The 19,470-nt window shown below is 54.5% G+C and carries 13 protein-coding genes and 1 pseudogene; 3 read left to right on the plus strand and 11 right to left on the minus strand.

The genetic code is table 11. From position 1 onward, the window contains the following. Window positions 1-111: 111 nt before the first annotated feature. A complete protein-coding gene (locus tag LK04_RS12355; protein WP_039336394.1) occupies window positions 112-1,779 on the plus strand; it encodes a methyl-accepting chemotaxis protein in 1,668 nt (555 codons plus the stop codon). A 115-nt stretch (window positions 1,780-1,894) separates the two neighbouring features. On the opposite strand, the gene gsiD is transcribed toward LK04_RS12355, so the two are convergent. The 5 genes from gsiD to LK04_RS12380 all read right to left on the minus strand — a co-directional run bounded on the left by gsiD (window position 1,895) and on the right by LK04_RS12380 (window position 8,212). Continuing rightward, complete coding sequence (gene gsiD, locus LK04_RS12360) at window positions 1,895-2,800, minus strand: glutathione ABC transporter permease GsiD (protein WP_039336396.1); 906 nt, start codon at window positions 2,798-2,800, stop codon at window positions 1,895-1,897. Between the two features lie 10 nt (window positions 2,801-2,810). After that, window positions 2,811-3,731 (minus strand): glutathione ABC transporter permease GsiC, encoded by a 921-nt coding sequence (gsiC, locus tag LK04_RS12365; RefSeq protein ID WP_039336398.1) that lies wholly within the window; start codon window positions 3,729-3,731, stop codon window positions 2,811-2,813. A gap of 49 nt (window positions 3,732-3,780) precedes the next feature. Beyond that, window positions 3,781-5,316 carry a glutathione ABC transporter substrate-binding protein GsiB gene (gene gsiB / locus LK04_RS12370; RefSeq protein ID WP_039336401.1) on the minus strand — a complete coding sequence of 512 codons (1,536 nt, stop codon included), beginning with the start codon at window positions 5,314-5,316 and terminating at the stop codon, window positions 3,781-3,783. A 64-nt stretch (window positions 5,317-5,380) separates the two neighbouring features. Then, a complete protein-coding gene (gene gsiA, locus LK04_RS12375) occupies window positions 5,381-7,237 on the minus strand; it encodes a glutathione ABC transporter ATP-binding protein GsiA (protein ID WP_039336403.1) in 1,857 nt (618 codons plus the stop codon). A 9-nt stretch (window positions 7,238-7,246) separates the two neighbouring features. Further along, window positions 7,247-8,212, minus strand: a complete 966-nt coding sequence (locus tag LK04_RS12380) for an isoaspartyl peptidase/L-asparaginase family protein (protein WP_039336405.1) — start codon at window positions 8,210-8,212, stop codon at window positions 7,247-7,249. A gap of 227 nt (window positions 8,213-8,439) precedes the next feature. Between LK04_RS12380 and moeA the strand changes: the two genes are divergently transcribed. Then, window positions 8,440-9,675: a molybdopterin molybdotransferase MoeA gene (gene moeA / locus LK04_RS12385; RefSeq protein ID WP_269431030.1), complete on the plus strand. Its 1,236-nt coding sequence runs from the start codon at window positions 8,440-8,442 to the stop codon at window positions 9,673-9,675. Beyond that, entirely contained in the window at window positions 9,675-10,430 is a 756-nt protein-coding gene (gene moeB / locus LK04_RS12390) for a molybdopterin-synthase adenylyltransferase MoeB (RefSeq protein ID WP_039336409.1), read from the plus strand. The genes moeA and moeB overlap by 1 nt, the downstream gene beginning before the upstream one ends. A 100-nt stretch (window positions 10,431-10,530) precedes the next feature. Here moeB and LK04_RS12395 read toward each other — a convergent pair whose 3' ends face one another. The 6 genes and pseudogenes from LK04_RS12395 to LK04_RS12420 all read right to left on the minus strand — a co-directional run bounded on the left by LK04_RS12395 (window position 10,531) and on the right by LK04_RS12420 (window position 19,380). After that, window positions 10,531-12,123 (minus strand): ABC-F family ATPase, encoded by a 1,593-nt coding sequence (locus LK04_RS12395; RefSeq protein WP_039336411.1) that lies wholly within the window; start codon window positions 12,121-12,123, stop codon window positions 10,531-10,533. A 485-nt stretch (window positions 12,124-12,608) separates the two neighbouring features. Then, a complete protein-coding gene (locus tag LK04_RS12400; protein ID WP_034820857.1) occupies window positions 12,609-13,010 on the minus strand; it encodes an H-NS family nucleoid-associated regulatory protein in 402 nt (133 codons plus the stop codon). Window positions 13,011-13,439: 429 nt separating this feature from the next. Further along, window positions 13,440-14,921: pseudogene (locus LK04_RS12405) on the minus strand (sugar porter family MFS transporter). A 244-nt stretch (window positions 14,922-15,165) separates the two neighbouring features. Beyond that, window positions 15,166-16,683 carry an efflux transporter outer membrane subunit gene (locus LK04_RS12410; protein ID WP_039336414.1) on the minus strand — a complete coding sequence of 506 codons (1,518 nt, stop codon included), beginning with the start codon at window positions 16,681-16,683 and terminating at the stop codon, window positions 15,166-15,168. Window position 16,684: 1 nt separating this feature from the next. After that, complete coding sequence (locus tag LK04_RS12415) at window positions 16,685-18,253, minus strand: DHA2 family efflux MFS transporter permease subunit (protein ID WP_039336416.1); 1,569 nt, start codon at window positions 18,251-18,253, stop codon at window positions 16,685-16,687. Next, the gene (locus LK04_RS12420) at window positions 18,250-19,380 is read right to left on the minus strand and encodes an HlyD family secretion protein (RefSeq protein WP_039336418.1); all 1,131 of its coding nucleotides are present in this window, start codon (window positions 19,378-19,380) and stop codon (window positions 18,250-18,252) included. Before LK04_RS12420 ends, LK04_RS12415 begins: the two co-directional genes overlap by 4 nt. Window positions 19,381-19,470: the final 90 nt, after the last annotated feature.

Consider the following 19,470-nt stretch of genomic DNA (forward strand, 5'->3'; position numbering starts at 1 on the left):
TTTCTCCCATCCGCCATCATCACACAGCGTAATTATTTCGTCTCAGCACTTAAGCGTTCGGCTTTCACACCGATAACCTAACTATTAGCCTACTTTGTGCAGAGAGACCCCATGTTTACGAAAATGAAAATTGTGACCGCCATCATGATGATATTGGTGGTATTCACTGCGATGCAGGCGATATCTGGCTCGCTGTTTTTATCCTCGCTGATCGCCGGCCAGCATAACTTCACCACCAGCAATCAACTCTCTTATCAGCAGCGTGAAGTGGCCGATGGCTGGCAAACGCTGGTGAAAACCCGTGTGATCATTAACCGCGTCGCCATTCGTATTCTGAAAAATCAAACTGATGATGCGTCGCGTGCCGCCATCGACAAGCTTTTAGCTTCGGCGGGCGCATCCCTTGATGAAGCCAGGAAACACTTCGACCTGTACAAAAGCTTTCCGCGTGTTACAGGGCAAAGCGAGGCGTCTGCCCAGCTCATTGACAGCAAATTCACCGCTTATTATGCGCTGTTGAAACAATCCTCCGTGTTCCTCAAAGCCAACAACTACGCCGCTTACGGTGAACTGGATGCCCAGCAGGCCCAAGACGAACTGGAAGCAGCCTACAAACAGTGGCGTGAGCAGAACGTCGAGTTGCTTAACGCACGTAACGCAGACAACGACAGCACTTACCAACATATGCTAGTGATGGTGGGCGTGATGGCGGTGATTGTGGTGCTGTTGCTGATTGTCGTTTGGTTGCTGGTGCGCAAAATTTTGCTGGCTCCAATGAAACAGGTGCAACAACAAATCGAACGCTTTGCCGATGGCGATCTCTCCGCTAGCCTGAAAATTGAAGGGCGCAGTGAGATGGCATCGATTGCCACGAGCCTCAACCATATGCAGCAGGCATTGTTGAGCACCATCAATAACGTGCGAGATAGCGCTGACGCTATTTTTGGTAGCGCCAGTGACATCGCCAACGGCAATAACGATCTCTCTTCACGCACCGAGCAACAAGCCGCCTCGCTGGAAGAGACGGCGGCCAGTATGGAAGAGTTAACCGCAACCGTGAAGCAGAACGCCGATAACGCACGCCAGGCTTCACAGCTGGCTAAAACCGCTTCAGAAACAGCGGATAAAGGCGGCAATGTGGTGGATGGCGTGGTGAAGACCATGCATGCGATCGCCGACAGCTCCAAAAAAATTGCCGATATCACCAGCGTGATCGATGGCATTGCCTTCCAGACCAATATTCTGGCGCTGAATGCGGCAGTCGAAGCGGCACGCGCGGGCGAACAAGGTCGCGGCTTTGCCGTGGTCGCCGGGGAAGTGCGTAACCTGGCACAACGCAGCGCCCAAGCGGCGAAAGAGATTAAGCTGCTGATTGAGAATTCGGTACAGCGTGTCGATTTAGGTTCACAGCAGGTGAGCAGCGCGGGCGATACCATGCTGGAGATCGTCAGTGCGGTGACGCGTGTGACGGATATTATGGGCGAAATCGCCTCGGCGTCTGATGAGCAGAGTCGTGGGATCGATCAGATTGGTCAGGCGGTGAATGAGATGGATCGCGTTACGCAGCAAAACGCCACGCTGGTACAGGAATCTGCTAACGCGTCCGCATCGCTGGAGCAGCAGGCCAGCAGCCTGTCATCCGCCGTGGCACGCTTTAAAACCGGATCTCGTCCCGTGCTCGCCGTGGCAACAAAAATCGTGAAGCCTGCTGCCATCGCGCCAGCCCGTGCAGTGCCCGCCGTGAGCGGTAACAGTAACGAGAATTGGGAAACGTTTTAAGCCCAGTATCTAACGCAGTGGCGTGCCACGGATTAGTTCTATAGCAAGCCTGTGTGCGCTTTCATCGTCGGGGAGGCCTTCCGGCCTCCTAAAACACGCCGCACCCGCCCAAAATTTACGTCTTCAGTTTCGGGTCCAGCGCATCGCGCAATCCATCCCCCAGCAAATTAAACGCCAACACGGTCAGAAAAATCGCCAGACTCGGGAATATCGCCACATGCGGCGCTATCACCATATCTGCTCGCGCCTCGTTGAGCATGGCCCCCCACTCCGGTGTCGGTGGCTGCGCACCGAGCCCAAGAAACGACAGGCTCGCCGCGGTGATAATGGATGTGCCAATGCGCATGGTGAAATAGACCACAATGGAGGACACCGTACCGGGCAAGATGTGACGCATAATAATGGTCCAGTCTGATGCGCCAATGCTGCGAGCTGATTCAATAAAGGTTTGATGTTTCAGCACCAAGGTATTGCCTCGCACCAGACGCGCAAACGCCGGGATACTGAATATCGCCACCGCCACAATCACGTTACTCATGCCGCTGCCCATAATGGCTACCACCGCAATCGCCAGCAAGATGCCAGGAAAAGCGAACAGCACATCACAGATGCGCATGGTTACGCGGTCCCACCAGCCTTCGTAGTAGCCCGCCAGCAGGCCCAACACCGTCCCTATCAATGCCCCAATCGCCACCGAGAAGAAACCGGCAATCAATGAAATACGCGTCCCGACCAGCACACGACTAAAAATGTCGCGCCCTAACGAATCCACGCCAAACCAGTGCATCAGCGACGGGCCTTCATTGAGCCGGTCGTAATCAAAATAGTTTTCTGCATCAAAAGGGGCGATCCATGGCGCAATAAACGCCACCACAATTAACAGCAGCACAAATAAGCCCGCGATCATCGCCACATGTTGCTGACGAAAGCGACGCCAAAATTCGCGCCACGGCGTACGTACCCGGGTTTCCGTCATCATCGGCATGGTCTTCAATGCCGCTGCGCGTCGCCAGTTCTTCAATTGCGACTCCTTACCTGTAACGAATGGCCGGGTTGATTGCCGCGTACAACATATCGACAATCAGATTGATCAGAATAAATTCCAGTGAGAACAGCAGTACCTCGGCCTGAATCACCGGGTAATCGCGCATCTCTACGGAATCGACCAGCAACCGGCCCAAACCAGGCCAGTTGAACACCACTTCCACCACAATCGAGCCACCGAGCAGGAAACCAAACTGCAACCCCATCATGGTCACAACCGGGATCATCGCGTTGCGCAGACCGTGTTTGACCACCACCAAAGATTCACGCACCCCTTTCGCGCGGGCGGTGCGCATATAGTCTTCCTGCATCACCTCAACAAAGGAGGCGCGCGTAAAGCGTGCCATCACCGCAGCCACCGCGGCACCTAAGGTAATAGAGGGCAGAATGTAGTGTTTCCAGCTATCTGCGCCCACGGTCGGCAACCAGCCGAGTTCAACTGAGAACACCTGCATCAGCAGCATGCCAAGTGCAAAGGCCGGGAAGGAGATACCGGAAACGGCCAGCGTCATGCCAAGGCGATCGGGCCAGCGATTGCGCCACACCGCCGAGACAATGCCAATGGTCATGCCAAAAATCACCGCCCACACCATACTGGTGAGCGTCAGCCACAGCGTAGGGAAAAAGCGTGCGGCAATCTCTGAAGAGACCGGGCGTTTCGATACCATCGACTGGCCGAAATCCCCCTGCACCGCATTGAGAATAAAGTGCCAGAACTGCTGGATCAGCGGCTGATCGAGCCCCAGTTCCTGACGCACCAGTGCCACCACCGAAGCATCCGCTTCCGGGCCCGCAATCAGGCGCGCCGGATCGCCCGGCAGCAGGTGGACAAACAGAAAGACCAGCACCGCGACAATCAGCAGCGTGGGGATAAGCCCCAGTAATCGTTTGAGAAAATAGTTGAGCATGCGAAGTCCTGCGCAGCATCGGCCAGCCCCGCAAGGCTGGCCGCGTCTGTTACTTCAGATCCGCCTCATCAAAATTGAATGAGGTATCGGGCATAACGTAAAAACCGGTAAGGTTTTTATTGTTAGCAGAGAGCAGCTGCTCCACCACCAGCGGGATCCACGGATGGTCATTCCAGATGCGATCCTGTGCGTCTTTATACAGGCTCGCCTTTTGCGCACGATCAGTGGTTTTCAGTGCATCGCTGAGGTCTTTATCCACCTGCGGATTGCTGTAGAACGCCGTGTTAAAGATGGCTGGCGGCCAGGAGGTGGTGGCAAACAGTGGGGTCAGCGCCCAGTCAGCTTCGCCGGTTGATGCAGACCAGCCGGTGTAGAACATGCGCACACTGCTCTCTTTCTGCCCTTTGCTCTCGACTTCCGCCGCGCGCTGTCCCGCATCCATCGCCGTGACCTTCACTTTCACGCCAACCTGCGCCAGTTGCTGCTGCGTAAACTGCAACACTTTCTGCGCGGTGCTGTGGTTATGTGAAGACCAGAGCGTGGTTTCAAAGCCGTTCGGGAAGCCCGCTTCCTTCAGCAGCTCGCGCGCTTTTGCCGGATCGTATTTGATCGCCGGGTACGTCTGCGCAAAATCAATGGCTGGCGGCACAATGCCGGTGGCTGGGGTGGCATAGCCCGCAAACGCCACTTTCACCAGCGCTTCACGATTAATCGCGTACTCCAGCGCTTCACGCACTTTCGGGTTATCGAAAGGCTTCTGCGTCACGTTGAGGCTGATATAGCGCTGCATAATCGACGGCGTGGTCACCACATCGAGTTTGCTGTTACCTTGCAGCAACTTGGCCTGCTCAAAGGGCACCGGGAAAGCGAAAGTCGCTTCGCCCGTTTGCAACATCGCGGCACGGGTGTTGTTATCCACGACAGGACGGAAGGTGATGCTGTCCAGCTTCGGATAGCCCTTCTTCCAGTAACCATCCCACTTCTTCACTTTCACGAAGTCGGTCTGATTCCAGGTCACGAACTCATAGGGGCCGGTACCCACCGGGTGGAAACCGATGTCTTTGCCATATTTCTTCAACGCGGTCGGGGAAATCATCACTGCTGCCGGGTGCGCCAGGTTGTTAATGAAGGCCGAGAACGGCTGCTTCAGCGTGATCTTCACCGTGGTCGGATCGACCGCTTCGGTGCTGGCGACATACTTAAACAGGTTGTAACGCTTGAGATGATTGTCCGGATTGCTGGCGCGGTCGATGTTGGCTTTAACCGCTTCCGCATTGAAATCCGTACCGTCCTGGAATTTCACCCCTGAACGCAGTTTGATGGTGTAGGTCAGTCCATCGCTGCTGGCTTGATAGCTCTCCGCCAGGACGTTTTGCAGCTTCATGTCTTTATCGAAGCCGAACAAGCCTTGATAGAAGGCTTTCGCGACAGACTGCGACAGCGTGTCGTTCGCGTCGTACGGGTCCATCGTGGTAAAGGTCGACGCCACAGCAATCACCGCGTCCTTTGCTGCCCACGCGGGCATCGCCAGCGCTGAACTCAACAAACCGGCGGTGATAACCCCTTTTCGCATAATGTGGTGCATTGTTATCGTTCTCCTGTAGTCCCTGTCTTGCGCGACATCGACCGATGACGCGGTTGCTTGCTGCTCAGGCGCCGCTAATGGCGTGTCGGGCCACAAAGTGTCCCGGTGCCACTTCCAGTAAAGGCGCCACTTCTGGCTCGTCACCCAGTGGGCGAATTGGGCTGGGGATCTCATCCACCATCAGTGCCCGCTCACGGTGTCGGTGCGCTGGATCGGCGACCGGCACCGCAGCCATCAGTTTCTTGGTGTAGGGATGGCGCGGTTGCTCAAACACCGCCTGACGCGGCCCCATCTCCACAATCTGTCCGAGATACATCACTGCCACACGATGGCTGATGCGTTCGACCACCGCCATATCGTGTGAAATAAACAGGAAGGCAATGCCAAATTCGCGCTGCAAATCGAGCATCAAATTGATAATTTGCGCCTGGATTGAGACATCCAGTGCCGAGACTGACTCATCGGCTATTACCACTTTCGGATTCAGCGCTAGAGCACGGGCAATACAGATACGCTGGCGCTGGCCACCGGAAAATTCGTGTGGATAGCGCTGGGCATGTTCAGGCAACAACCCGACACGTTCGAGCAGCCAGGCAACGCGTTTCTCTGCCTGACGTCGATCCATGGTGTTATGCACCAGCAGCGGTTCCATGATGGAAAACCCGACGGTAAGACGCGGATCGAGTGAAGCGTAAGGGTCCTGGAAGATGAATTGAATATCGCGACGCAGCGAGGCCAGCGCGTGGCCCTGAAGTGCATCAATACGCTGACCATTGAAGGTGATCGTGCCGCCCTGACTGGCGACCAGACGCAGCAGCGAGCGGCCGGTGGTGGATTTCCCGCAGCCAGACTCGCCCACCAGCGCCAGTGTCTCTCCGGCATACAGATCAAAACTCACCTTCTCGACGGCATGCACGCGGCGTTTCACGCGGTTAAACAAACCGCTACGAATATCAAAGCGCGTGACTAAATCTCGCACCTGCAAAATCGGTGGCTCATCGCCGCGCACCGTATCTTGCGGTGTCGCAGGCTCTTCACGACCGTTGGTGTGCAACAGCGGGAATTTGGCGGGCAGCGGCTGACCGCTCATGGCGCCGAGTTTTGGTACTGCCGCCAACAGCGCTCGCGTGTAGGGCTGCTGAGGCGCATCGAACAACTGCTGTACTGGCGCACGTTCAACCACGTCACCGCGATACATCACCTGCACGCGGTCGGCCATTTCTGCCACCACGCCCATATCGTGAGTGATAAAAATCACCCCCATCTGCATCTCTTTTTGCAGCACGCGGATCAATTGCAGAATTTGCGCCTGAATGGTGACATCCAGCGCGGTGGTGGGTTCATCGGCGATGAGCAGTGCAGGTTTGCACGACAGCGCCATCGCGATCATCACGCGTTGCCGCATACCGCCCGAAAGCTGATGCGGATAACGCGACAACACGTTGTGGGCTTCGGGAATGCGCACCAGATCCAGCATGCGGTGCGCTTCAGCCTGCGCCTGCTGATGACTTTTACCCTGATGCAGACGAATCGACTCCGCAATCTGCTCACCCACGGTGAAAACCGGGTTGAGTGAGGTCATCGGCTCCTGGAAAATCATCGCCATGTCGGCACCGCGCACTTTGCGCATTTGGCCGCTGCTAGCGCGCATCACGTCCAGCACCTCACCGTTGCGACGGCGCAGATGGATTTCACCGCTGACGTCGCCGCCCGCCTGCTGAATCAGGCGCATCAGTGCCAGCGAGGTGACCGATTTACCAGAACCGGATTCACCGACCAGCGCCAGGGTTTCACCACGGTGCAGATCAAGCGACAGATTACGCACCGCTTCGGTGATGCGGCCTTCATGCTGAAAACGGACGTTGAGGTCACGCACCGCCAGAACTTGCTCAGGTGCCATCTGCTGCTGATGTTCTGTCATGCCTGCTCCTTAGCTGTCGCGGTAAATCGCTACCTCAACTTCGCCGCCGACATAAGCGAATCCGCGATACATTCCTTCGCTGTTAAACGGCAACGCCACATTACCGTGGCTGTCAACGGCGATCAGTCCGCCGCTGCCGTCCAGTTCCTGAATTTTGTCGTGAATCACGTTGGCGGTGGCTTGCTGCAATGAACGTCCCGCATATTCCATCTGCGCGGAGACGTCATACGCTGCCAGGGTGCGGATAAACACTTCGCCCGTGCCGGTGCAGGAGACCGCAACGGTTTCATTATTAGCGTAGCAGCCTGCGCCCACCAGCGGTGAGTCACCCACCCGCCCCGCCTGCTTATTGGTCATGCCCCCAGTCGAGGTGGCAGCCGCCAGATTACCCTGAAGATCGAGGGCCACTGCGCCCACCGTACCGAATTTGCGATCGGGATCGAGAGGATCATCGCTGTGGCTTTGCGCCTCACCATCGTGATCGAGCACCGTCTGCTGGCTGCTCAGCGCACGCTGTAACTGTTCCCAGCGCTCGGGGGTAGAGTAGAAATCAGGCTCAACCTGTTCCAGCCCTTGTTCAACGGCGAAGGCTTCTGCACCCGTGCCAATAAACAGCACGTGTGGGCTGTTTTCCAGCACCTTACGCGCCGCCAGTATCGGGTTTCGAATGTGGTTCACGCCCGCCACGGCACCGACGTCGAGGGTACGGCCATCCATAATGCTGGCATCGAGTTCATGCGTGCCCTGATGGGTAAATACCGCACCTTTGCCTGCGTTGAACAGCGGGCACTCTTCCAGCAAACGCACCGCTTCGGTGACGGCATCCAGCGCGCTGCCACCCGCAGCGAGAATATGCTGACCCGCGGTAACGATTGCGTTTAACTGCTGACGATACTGCTGCTCTTTTTCGGCGCTCATTGCGGCACGTGTAATCGCACCTGCCCCGCCGTGAATTGCGATAACTGCTTTAGCCATAACCGGTACCCTGTCAAGAAATCAGAAGCAAAAATACTGATTTAGAATGGTTTTCATCTTTTTTTGGCAATTTTCGACTATAGAAAGGCACTTCCAGCTTGTAAAGCAGAAAGTGTATCAGCGGTCATAACCTTTTAATGTGGATTATGCTTTTTTGTCGCATGTGACTCTGCGGGCAAATGCCACCATAATAGGCAGCATCTGAAATTCACCTTGTAGAGATGGACATGGAACCTTTCACCGCAGGATTAATCTCCCTCGAAGACGCGCAGCAAAAGATGCTGCAACAGCTTACCCCGATCAGTGATTGCCTGAGCGTCTCGCTGTTTGAAGCCGCGGGACGCATCACCGCCAAGCCAGTAAGTTCGCCGCTGGATGTGCCGCCTTTTGATAACTCAGCAATGGACGGCTATGCCGTGCGCCTGAGTGACTTGCAGCCAAACGGCGTGTTGTCGGTCGCCGGTAAAGCCTTTGCTGGCGCACCTTTCCATGGCGAGTGGCCTGCTGGCAGCGTGATTCGCATTATGACAGGCGCCCCGGTGCCTACGGGCTGCGATGCCGTGGTGATGCAGGAACAAACCGAGCAGCGTGATGGCGGCATTGTCATCACCGCAGACGTTAACCAGGGTCAAAACATCCGCCGCATTGGCGAAGATATCCAGGCAGGCAAACAGGTGTTGGATGCGGGTGTGCGCTTGGGTGCAGCCGAACTGCCACTGCTGGCTTCGCTGGGCATTGCGGAAGTGAGCGTGCTGCGCAAGCTGCGCGTGGCGATCTTCTCCACCGGCGATGAACTCCAGGCCGTAGGCCAGCCACTGGCTGAAGGGCAAATCTACGACACCAACCGCTTTACCGTATCACTGATGCTGAAAAAACTCGGTTGCGAAGTGATCGATCTCGGCGTGATTGCCGATGACCCCGCCGCATTGCGTCACGCGTTCAGTGAAGCCGATCGCCAGGCCGATGTGGTGATCAGTACCGGTGGCGTGTCTGTTGGCGAAGCCGATTTTACCAAAGCGATGCTGGAAGAGTTGGGTGCCATCACCTTCTGGAAACTCGCCATTAAGCCGGGCAAACCTTTCGCCTTTGGGCGTCTGGCGAATAGCTGGTTCTGCGGCTTACCGGGCAATCCGGTCTCTGCGGCGGTGACGTTCTATCAGTTAGTGCAACCTTTGTTGGCCACCCTGACCGGCCAGACCACGCGCATTATGCCACTGCGTCAACGCGCACGTGCCACGCAGCGGCTGAAGAAATCGCCAGGCCGTCTCGATTTTCAGCGCGGTATTCTCAGCCGTGGCGAAGATGGCGTGCTGGAAGTGCGTAGCACCGGTGCGCAGGGGTCACACGTCTTCAGCTCCTTCGCCCTGGCAAACTGTTTCATCGTGCTGGAACGCGACAGTGGTGATGTTGAGGCCGGTGAATGGGTGGAGGTTGAAGCCTTTAACTCCCTGCTGGAGGGCTAATGAGCATTGCGCTGAGCGATGAAGAAATGCTGCGCTACAACCGTCAAATTGTACTGCGCGGCTTTGATTTCGAGGGCCAGGAGAAGCTGAAGGCTTCACGTGTGCTGATGGTCGGTTTAGGCGGACTGGGCTGTGCAGCAGCGCCCTATCTTGCCTCGGCGGGCGTTGGGCATCTTACCTTGCTCGATTTCGATACCGTCAGTCTGAGCAACCTACAGCGCCAGATTCTGCATAGCGATGCCACCGTGGGTCAGCCGAAAGTGGCATCTGCGCGTCAACAACTGGCAGCCATTAATCCACATTGCCAGCTGGAAGCGATCAATGCACAACTGGATGATGACTCGCTTAGTGCGTTGATAGCCCGCCATGATGCGGTGCTGGATTGCACCGATAACGTCACGACGCGTGAGCAAATCAACCGCGGGTGCTTCCAGCACAAGGTACCGCTGATCTCCGGTGCGGCCATTCGCATGGAAGGACAGCTCAGCGTATTCACCTGGCAGCCGGATGAACCCTGCTATCGCTGTATCAGCCGTTTGTTTGGCGATCAGACTTTGAGCTGTGTGGAAGCGGGCGTGCTGGCACCGCTGGTCGGCGTGGTGGGTGCAATGCAAGCGCTGGAAGCCATTAAAGTGTTAACGGCGTTAGGCCAACCGGCCAAAGCAAGATTGCTGATGTACGATGCGATGAGTGCCGAGTTTCGCAGCCTGAAGGTGGCGCGGGATGTGCAATGCGAGGTATGTGGTCGAAAGTAACAGTTTAAGTATAGTATCGCGGCGCAATTTATTGCACGTTGTCAGCAGCTTTGCCACATTAAACGCGCACTAGATCACGCCGCTATCTATTGTAAATCTTTTAAACAATACCCTGGCTACGCAGATAATCTTCGTAGTTGCCGGTAAAGTCGACCACACGATCGCCTTTCATCTCCATTACGCGGGTGGCCAGCGAGCTGACAAACTCACGGTCATGCGAAACGAAAATCAGCGTGCCTTCGTACATCTCCAGCGCCATGTTCAGGGATTCAATCGATTCCATATCCAGGTGGTTGGTCGGTTCATCCATGATCAGAATGTTTGGCTTCTGCATCATCAGCTTGCCAAACAGCATGCGGCCCTTCTCACCACCGGACAGTACCTTGGCGGGCTTCTTGATTTCATCATGACCAAACAGCAGACGCCCTAAAATACTGCGTACCGCTTGTTCGTCATCACCTTCCTGTTTCCACTGACTCATCCAGTCAAATACGCTCAGGTCATCGGCGAAATCTTCGGCATGATCCTGTGCATAATAACCAATAGACGCATTCTCAGACCATTTAACCGTGCCGCTATCCGGTGTCAATTCACCCACCAGCGTTTTCAGTAAAGTGGTTTTACCGATACCGTTGGCACCAAGAATCGCCACTTTCTCGCCCACTTCAACCATCAGATTGAGTTTGTTGAACAGTGGGCCGTTATCAAACCCTTTGGTCAGCGCTTCTACTTCCAGCGCATTACGGAACAGCTTCTTATCCTGGTCAAAACGGATATACGGGTTCTGGCGGCTGGAGGCTTTTACTTCATCCAGTTTGATTTTATCAATCTGCTTAGCACGTGAGGTAGCCTGACGTGATTTAGAGGCGTTAGCACTAAAACGGCTGACAAACGATTGCAGATCGGCAATTTGCGCTTTCTTCTTCGCATTGTCTGCTAATAAACGCTCGCGCGACTGGGTCGCCGCGGTCATATATTCGTCATAATTACCCGGATACACGCGCAGCTCGCCATAATCCAGGTCCGCCATATGCGTACACACCATATTCAGGAAGTGACGGTCATGCGAAATGATGATCATGGTACTGTTACGTTCGTTCAGTACCTGCTCCAGCCAGCGAATGGTATCAATATCCAGGTTGTTCGTTGGTTCATCGAGTAACAGAATATCTGGGTTTGCAAATAATGCCTGCGCCAATAGCACACGCAATTTCCAGCCTGGCGCAATCTCGCTCATAGGGCCGTAATGCTGCTCCACCGGAATGCCAACGCCCAGTAATAATTCACCCGCACGCGACTCGGCACTGTAACCGTCCATTTCGCCGTACTCGACTTCCAGGTCAGCAACTTTATAGCCTTCCTCTTCACTCATTTCTGGCAAAGCATATATACGGTCACGCTCTTGCTTTACCGCCCATAATTCCGAGTGGCCCATAATCACGGTATCCAGCACACTATATTGCTCAAATGCAAACTGGTCCTGACGCAACTTACCGATGCGTTCATTGGGATCAAGGGAAACATTTCCGTTGGTTGGAACCAGGTCTCCGCCCAGTATTTTCATAAAGGTCGATTTACCGCTGCCGTTCGCACCGATTAAACCGTAACGATTACCGCCGCCAAATTTAACGGAGATATTCTCAAACAGCGGCTTACTGCCGAACTGCATAGTGATATTGCTGGAAACTAACACGGCATTGACCTTTGTTACGCAGTGGAGGAAAAAACAGCGGGCATTATGCCAGAAACGGACACAGGGACGCCACCTTTGCGCCTGCAGCTATACCCATCATACTTCGAACCGCAGCTGCGTTGGCTGCGCGTGCTCACCCCAGTCACTTACTGATGTAAGCTCCTGGGGATTCACCCACTTGCCGCGTGATTCGGCCTTCGGCCTCACCCTGCGGGCCAGCGCAAGCGCTGTTCAAAAGCGCCGTAAGGCACTTTTGTACTGCAATTCGAATTATTTTGGGTATATACGTCATACTTCAAACCGCAGCTGCGTTGGCTGCGCATGCTCACCCTGCGGGCCAGCGCAAGTGCTGTTCAATAGCGCCGTAAGGCACTTTTGTGCTACAACTCGAATTATTATGGGTAAAAACGCGTAGATGCCTATACAGAAATAAAAAAGCCGGAGGCGATGTCGCCTCCGGCTCCCACTGACAAGGAATGTGCAGATTATTTGATCAGGAAGCTATCCAGGCTTTTACCTGAGTCCAGTGCTTTTTTAATCGCAGCTGGAGTACGGCCTTGGCCAGTCCATGATTTCTCTTCACCGTTTTCGTCGGTGTAAGAATATTTGGCTGGACGTGGTGCACGCTTAGCGCGTTTTTTACCGGTTTCCAGAGCGCCCAGTAATTCGTTTGGATCAATACCGTCAGCCAGCAGCATTTCGCGGTATTTAGACAGCTTCTCTTCTTTTTCGCGGTTCTGTGCTTCTTCAGCATGAACTTCGTCACGACGCTCGGTCACAACGACAGTTAATTTTTCCAGAATCTCTTCCAGATCGGTCAATGGCAGTTCACGTGCTTGTGCACGTAATGTGCGAATGTTGTTCAGAACTTTAAATGCGTCACTCATCACAATGTCCTTGCTTAGGGGGGTAAATAAACTGTAGTGGCAAGATTACCCAATTCAAATAAAAAAATAAATTAATTTATGCGAACGGATAATTCCGAACAGATTAACATATTCACTCAACCCAGTCTTAAACCCAACATGCGGCTTTAATTAACGGTGAATTAACAACGTGCATTTTGTGCCACCCACTGGAACAGGTACCGATTCCAGTCCTTATTCCCGGCTGATAAACAAGCATTTAGCCACTATTGCAGGCAGCAGCGAAAGTGAGCATAAAGGTAAAAAAAGATTAATGGTGTAAGCGAAAATCTATTTTCACAGGTGATTATTATATTAGTGGCAGTGAGAGGAGAATCTCATTTTTCCGATCGCATGACGATAAAAAGCCGGTGCATGCACCGGCCTGGGGATAAAACCTGCAGTCTCAGGTTATAAGGTTTTCTTCACGGCAGGCGTCAAATGCGGTTGAGATTCTTCCTTTGATAGCCAGTCGTGCAAATAATGTTCGATCTGTTCCAGCGAACGATTGCGCGTTTCGGGTACACAGCGAATGACAAAAATGGCTCCCCCTATCCCTATCAGCGCAAAAATAAAGAATGCCCCTGATAAACCGACCGAAGCCAGCAGTATGGGGAACATCAGCGAGATAAAGAAATTCGCTATCCACATCGCAAACACCGCACCGCCCATAAATATACCGCGCAAGCGAGTCGGAAAAATTTCAGACAGCAGCAGCCAGGTAACGGGCGACAGCGCCCCTTGTTGAAAACTTAAAAACATCAACATGCCAAGCAAAACCATATAACTGCGCAGCACGTCCGGTTGCCCCTGTACCGTTTCCGGCATCAAATAACTGACGGCGCCAATAAACACCAGACAAGCGGTGCAACCAAACTGACCCAACATGGTCATGGTGCGGCGACCAATACGCCCCAGCAACCAGATGCCAACGAATGTCATTAATACCGAAATGACACCGTTGGCAATGGTAGCAATTAATGCCGCGTTATCGCTCATGCCCACCGCCTTTAACATCGTGGGCGCATAATACATGATGGTATTCACACCGGTTAATTGTTGAATCACGGCAATACCCACACCAATCAAAAACAATTTCATTAACCAGGGTTTACGTAATTCGCGCAAGCGCGGGCGGGCATCCTGCTGTTCTTCGGCTAACGTCTCTTCGATTTCTGTCAGCTCCCACTCCACATCTTGTTTAGCACGGGTACGCTCCAATACCTGTCGCGCCTAGGCCAGGCGCCCCTTCATCGCATACCAGCGCGGCGAGTCAGGCATAAACAGCATACCAAACCACAGCAGCACCGCCGGTACCGTTGCCACCGCCAGCATCCAGCGCCAGGTGGTGTCTCCGCCCCAGACCGCATTGAATCCGGCATTGGAGATGTACGCCAACATCTGACCAGAAACAATCATCAGCTCCTGCATGGTGACCAACTGCCCACGCTTATTCGCGGGCGCCATCTCTGCGATATATACCGGCACCGTGGCCGACGCGCCACCCACTGCCACACCTAATACCAGGCGGAAGAAAATCATCCATTCAACGTTAGGTGCTAACGCGGTACCGATTGCGCCCATCGCAAAGATGATCGCCAGTACCAGAATAATTTTTCTCCGCCCGGAAGCGGCAGCAAAGTGACCCGAAGCCAGCGCACCAAAGGCGGCACCAAACAGCAGGCTGCTCGTCACCAGCCCGGTGGTAAAGGGTGTCAGATGAAGATCGTCACCCATAAACAGCAGTTCGCCGGAAATCACGCCCGTGTCATAGCCGAACAGCAAGCCACCGAGGGTGGCAATCATTGCTATCACCTTCACAAAGGGTTCAGTGCGCGTACTGCTATTCGGCCCTGATGCCTTATTGGGGGTGAGATAGGTTTCCCGGGACATAACCAACTCCTTAACCTGTAAGAGAAGGTTTAAAAATAGATTGTTTCATCCAATAGGAATAATTATGAAATTTAAATTTTGCGCGACAGGTCATAAACACGCGATCAACTTGCGATTAGTATCACAAAAATAGCCATCAGGAGTGGAAATTAGCGGAGATATGATCGGGTTGAATTTTACACAATCGATGAAAGGAAAATTTTTGTTCCGAATTGAACCGGGCGGCAACTCGCCGCCCATGTCGTTACGGAACGGTGGTGGCAGGACCGAACACCGAATATTCCGGCAGATTGACCTTCTGATAAGGTTCCCAGCCGCCGCCCAACGCTTTATACAGTGCAACTAAATCAAGCGCACTCTGCATCCGGGCTTGGGTTGACTGCGCCTGCGCCTGCGCCAACTGGCGCTGGGCATCCAGCACATCCAGGAAGGTCGAAATACCCTGCTTGTAACTATCACTGGCGAGGTCAAAGGCATGCTGCAGCGCCCCGGTGGTTTCATCCAGCGCCGTGACCTGTTGCTGATCGGCACGATAGCTCACCAGCGCGTTCTCCACATCCTGCAACGCAGTGAGCACCGTCTGGCGATAATCCAGTGCCGCACTCGCCTGCTGTGCACGTGCCAGTTTGACACTGGAAACTAAACGGCCGCCCTGGAAAATAGGGATCGAGAGTGAAGGACCAATGCTGTAGAAATGGCTGCTCCAGTCATCAAGATAGCTGGCGTCGGTGTTACGCACGCCAAGTTGACCAGTGAGTGACAGGCTGGGGAACAGATCGGCCACCGATACGCCAATATTGGCTGTCTGCGCATGCAGATTGGCTTCCGCCTGGCGAATATCCGGTCTGCGCCGTGCCAGCGTTGATGGAATACCCACCGCCACCATCTTCGGCAATGCAGGCAGCGCTTTGCGGTTCATTAACTCGTTATCCAGCGTGCCGGGCATTTTACCCAACAGCACTGCTAAGCCGTTCATTGCCTGCCGCTCTTGTGACTGATACTGCGGCAGTTGCGCATTCAGTGAAGCTAACTGCGCACGCGCATTTTCCACGTCGGTCAGCGGCGCTAAACCGTTGCGCTGCTGGCTTTGTGTCAGCTCCCACGTCTGCTGCGCGACCTCAATCTGCTGCTGCAAGGTGTCGAGCACGGCCTGTGCACCGCGCAATTGCAGATACGCGCGCGCCACTTCCGCTTCCAGCGACACTAGCGCATCGTTGCGCTGCTCAATCGCCGCCTGCTGCTGGGCATCTGCCGCTTCCATCTGTCGGCGGACTTTACCCCATAAATCCAGCTCCCAACTGGCGTCAAAGCTGCCCTGATAAAGGGTAATTGAGTGGTCCAAACCGTTCAGCTGATTAGCCACATCACTATCAACCTGATCGTACACCCCGTTGGACTTCAACAGGCCTTTCAACCCCAGTTGCTGGCGCGTCACTTTGGCCGAGCCATTCACTGAAGGGAAAAGCCCACCGCGAGCCTGCGCCAGCTGTTCGCGTGCACCAGCAATGCGCAGTACCGATTGCTGCAGGGTCAAATTGCCGGCAATGGCGCGTTCAATCAGGCTATCCAACTGTGGATCGTTAAAGTTTTTCCACCACAGTGGTTGAGTCGCTGCCGACTGCGGCCTGGACGCTTCCTGTGAAGGCAAGTCACGATAGCTGCCCGGCGTCTGCGCATGGGGAGGCTGATAATCAGGCCCCACGGCACAGCCCGCCAGCATTAATGTCAGCACCATAAGGCTCAAGCGCGGAGAGATGATCATTCTAGTGTGCTCCTGCACTGCCTTCGCTCTTGATCGGCGAAAGCAACCAACAAAAAGGAATCAACAGCAGGGCCACGATACTCAGGCCCATAAAGACATCGATGTAAGCCAAAATACGCGCCTGGGCAATCATCTCTTTATACAGTTGTCCCGTGGCCAGCGTCAGCGGATCGCCCACCGCCGTAGTGAAATCGCGGATCGCCTGCGCCCAATGCTGCAAAGTGAGATTAAACGGCTCATTGAGCGGGGTCATGTTATGGATCATGCTGGCCGAACGCGCTTGCATCCGCTCAGTGATCCCCGCCGTGGCCAGTGAAATGCCAATCGATCCCGCCACGTTACGGAACATGGTAAATAGCGCCGCCGCATCCGCATTTAACCGCTGCGGCACGGTGATAAAGGCGATGGTGGTTAAGGGCACAAACAGGAAACCGAGCCCGATGGACTGCGCACTGCGCATCATCACCAGCGTGGTGAAATCCACATTTGGCGTCAGCGTGGTGGAATAGAAGAAGGCACTGGCGAGGCAGGTGAAACCAAATGCGATGATGTAGCGCGTTTGCACAATCGGCATCAGCTTTAGCACCAGCGGAATGGTGAGCACGATCAACACCGCACCTGGAGAGAGCACCAGACCGGACCAGGTGGCGGTATAGCCCAGATCCTGCTGCGCCAGCTGAGGCAATACCACTGAACTGCCGTAGAGGATCATCGCCATTCCGGCCATCAGCAAACCCGCGACCCAGAAGTTGCGGTCCTTCATCACCGTAATATCCACCACCGGTTTGCGTGCATACAGCAGCCAGTAAACCGCACCCACAATACCAATGACTGCGAGCATGGCGAACAGACGAATAAAGTGCGAGGCGAACCAATCGGCATCCTCCCCGCGATCGAGGAACACCTGCAAACAGCCGAGGCCCAGCGTGATTAAACTAATGCCGATGTAGTCGATTTTCAGGCGACCTTTTTCCCATTTACGCTCCCATGGCGGATCTTCCAGCAGCTGATAAATCGCCAGCACCGTCAAAATCCCCACCGGGATGTTAATGAAGAACACCCAACGCCAGCTGTAGTTATCGGTGATCCAGCCGCCCAGCGTAGGGCCGATCACTGGCGCGACGATGATAGCAATGGAAGAGAGGCCAAACGCTTTCCCGCGATCTTCCGCCTTAAAGTAGTCCAGCAACACTGACTGTTGAACGGGCTGTAAACCGCCGCCGAAAAAGCCCTGTAACACTCGGAACAGAATGATCTGCCAGAGTTCGGTGGCGATGCCGCACAGGAACGAGCAAATGGTGAACATCACAATACAAATCAGGAAAAACGTTTTGCGACCAAACAGGCGGGTAAAGAAGGCAGAGATGGGCAGCACGATACCGTTGGCGACCAAATAGGAAGTGAGCACCCACGTAGATTCGTCGTAGCTGGAAGAGAGCGAACCAGCAATATGTGGCAGCGCAACGTTAACGATAGTGGTGTCAAGGATCTCCATAAACACCGCCAGCGTCACCGTAATCGCGACCAGCCACGGATTGCTGGCCGGACGCCAGCTTTCGCTCGCACTCATTCTACCGTGACCTTGGGCTCAACCGACAGGCCAAGCGGCAACGGATGATTAGGGTCCAACCCTTTATCAATCACGATTTTCACCGGCACGCGCTGCACAATTTTCACATAGTTACCAGTGGCATTTTCCGCGGGGAAGGTCGAGAATCGCGATCCCGAGCCCATCTGAATACTGTCCACGTGCCCTTCCAGTTTCATATCTGGCCAGGCATCAATGCTGATATCCACTTTGTCACCTGGGTTCATGCGCGCCAGCTGGGACTCTTTAAAGTTGGCATTGATCCAGATATCCGGAGACACCAGAGAGAACAGCGCGGTGCCTGCCTGCACCAGGGTGCCAACCTGCACATTGCGTTTGGTGACAAAGCCATCGTAGGGTGCGCGCACTTCGGTATAAGAGAGGTTCAATACAGCGGTATTGAGCTGCGCCTGTGCCTGCTCAACCTGTTGCTGACGGGCCTCCACGTTGGTTTCCTGCTGGCGAATTTGCAGCTGGACCTGAGAAGCGACCTCCACTTGTGCTTTAGCACTCTGTAATTGTGCTTCAGCAGAACGCAGTTGAGCGGCAGCGGTATCAATATTGCGCTGTGAGGTGGCGCGTGGATCCACGCCGCGCTGGCGTCGATAATCCGCCTGAGCATTCAGTAAATTAGCCTGCGCTTTGGCTTGATCGGCTAACGCCTGATCGCGCTGAGCCGGGTATTGCACCCGAGAAAGCGCCAGCTGCGCCTGGGCTTGATGGAGTTGCGCCTTGGCCAGCCCCAGCTGAGCTTGCGCCTGATCGCGCTGGGCAGCATTATCGCGAGGATCAATCTCTACCAGCAAATCGCCCTTCTTCACCCGCTGATTATCGTTCACCAGCAGTTTGACCACAAAACCGGCCGCTTTAGGCGCGATGGTAACCGCATCACCTTCGGTGAAAGCATCATCTGTGGTTTCAATGTTGCGGGTGGAGAACCAGAACCACAATCCCACCAGCAGCATGATGACCACCACAATGGCGAGAATAATCAGTGGCTTTTTGCCGGGGCGTTTACGTTGCGGTTCGTTGTTGTCTTGATTACTGTCTGAAGCGTGCTGCGCATCCTGCTGCTCGCGAGCGGGCGGCTGATTTTGATTATCACTCATAGGTTATCATCGCTGGCTGTGATCCCGATCCACGGGCAAAAACGGTCAACTTAACCTTAGATCGAAAATTGACAAATTCCAGTACAACTT

It is taken from the genome of Pantoea vagans (genome assembly GCF_001506165.1).
GTDB lineage: Bacteria > Pseudomonadota > Gammaproteobacteria > Enterobacterales > Enterobacteriaceae > Pantoea > Pantoea vagans_C.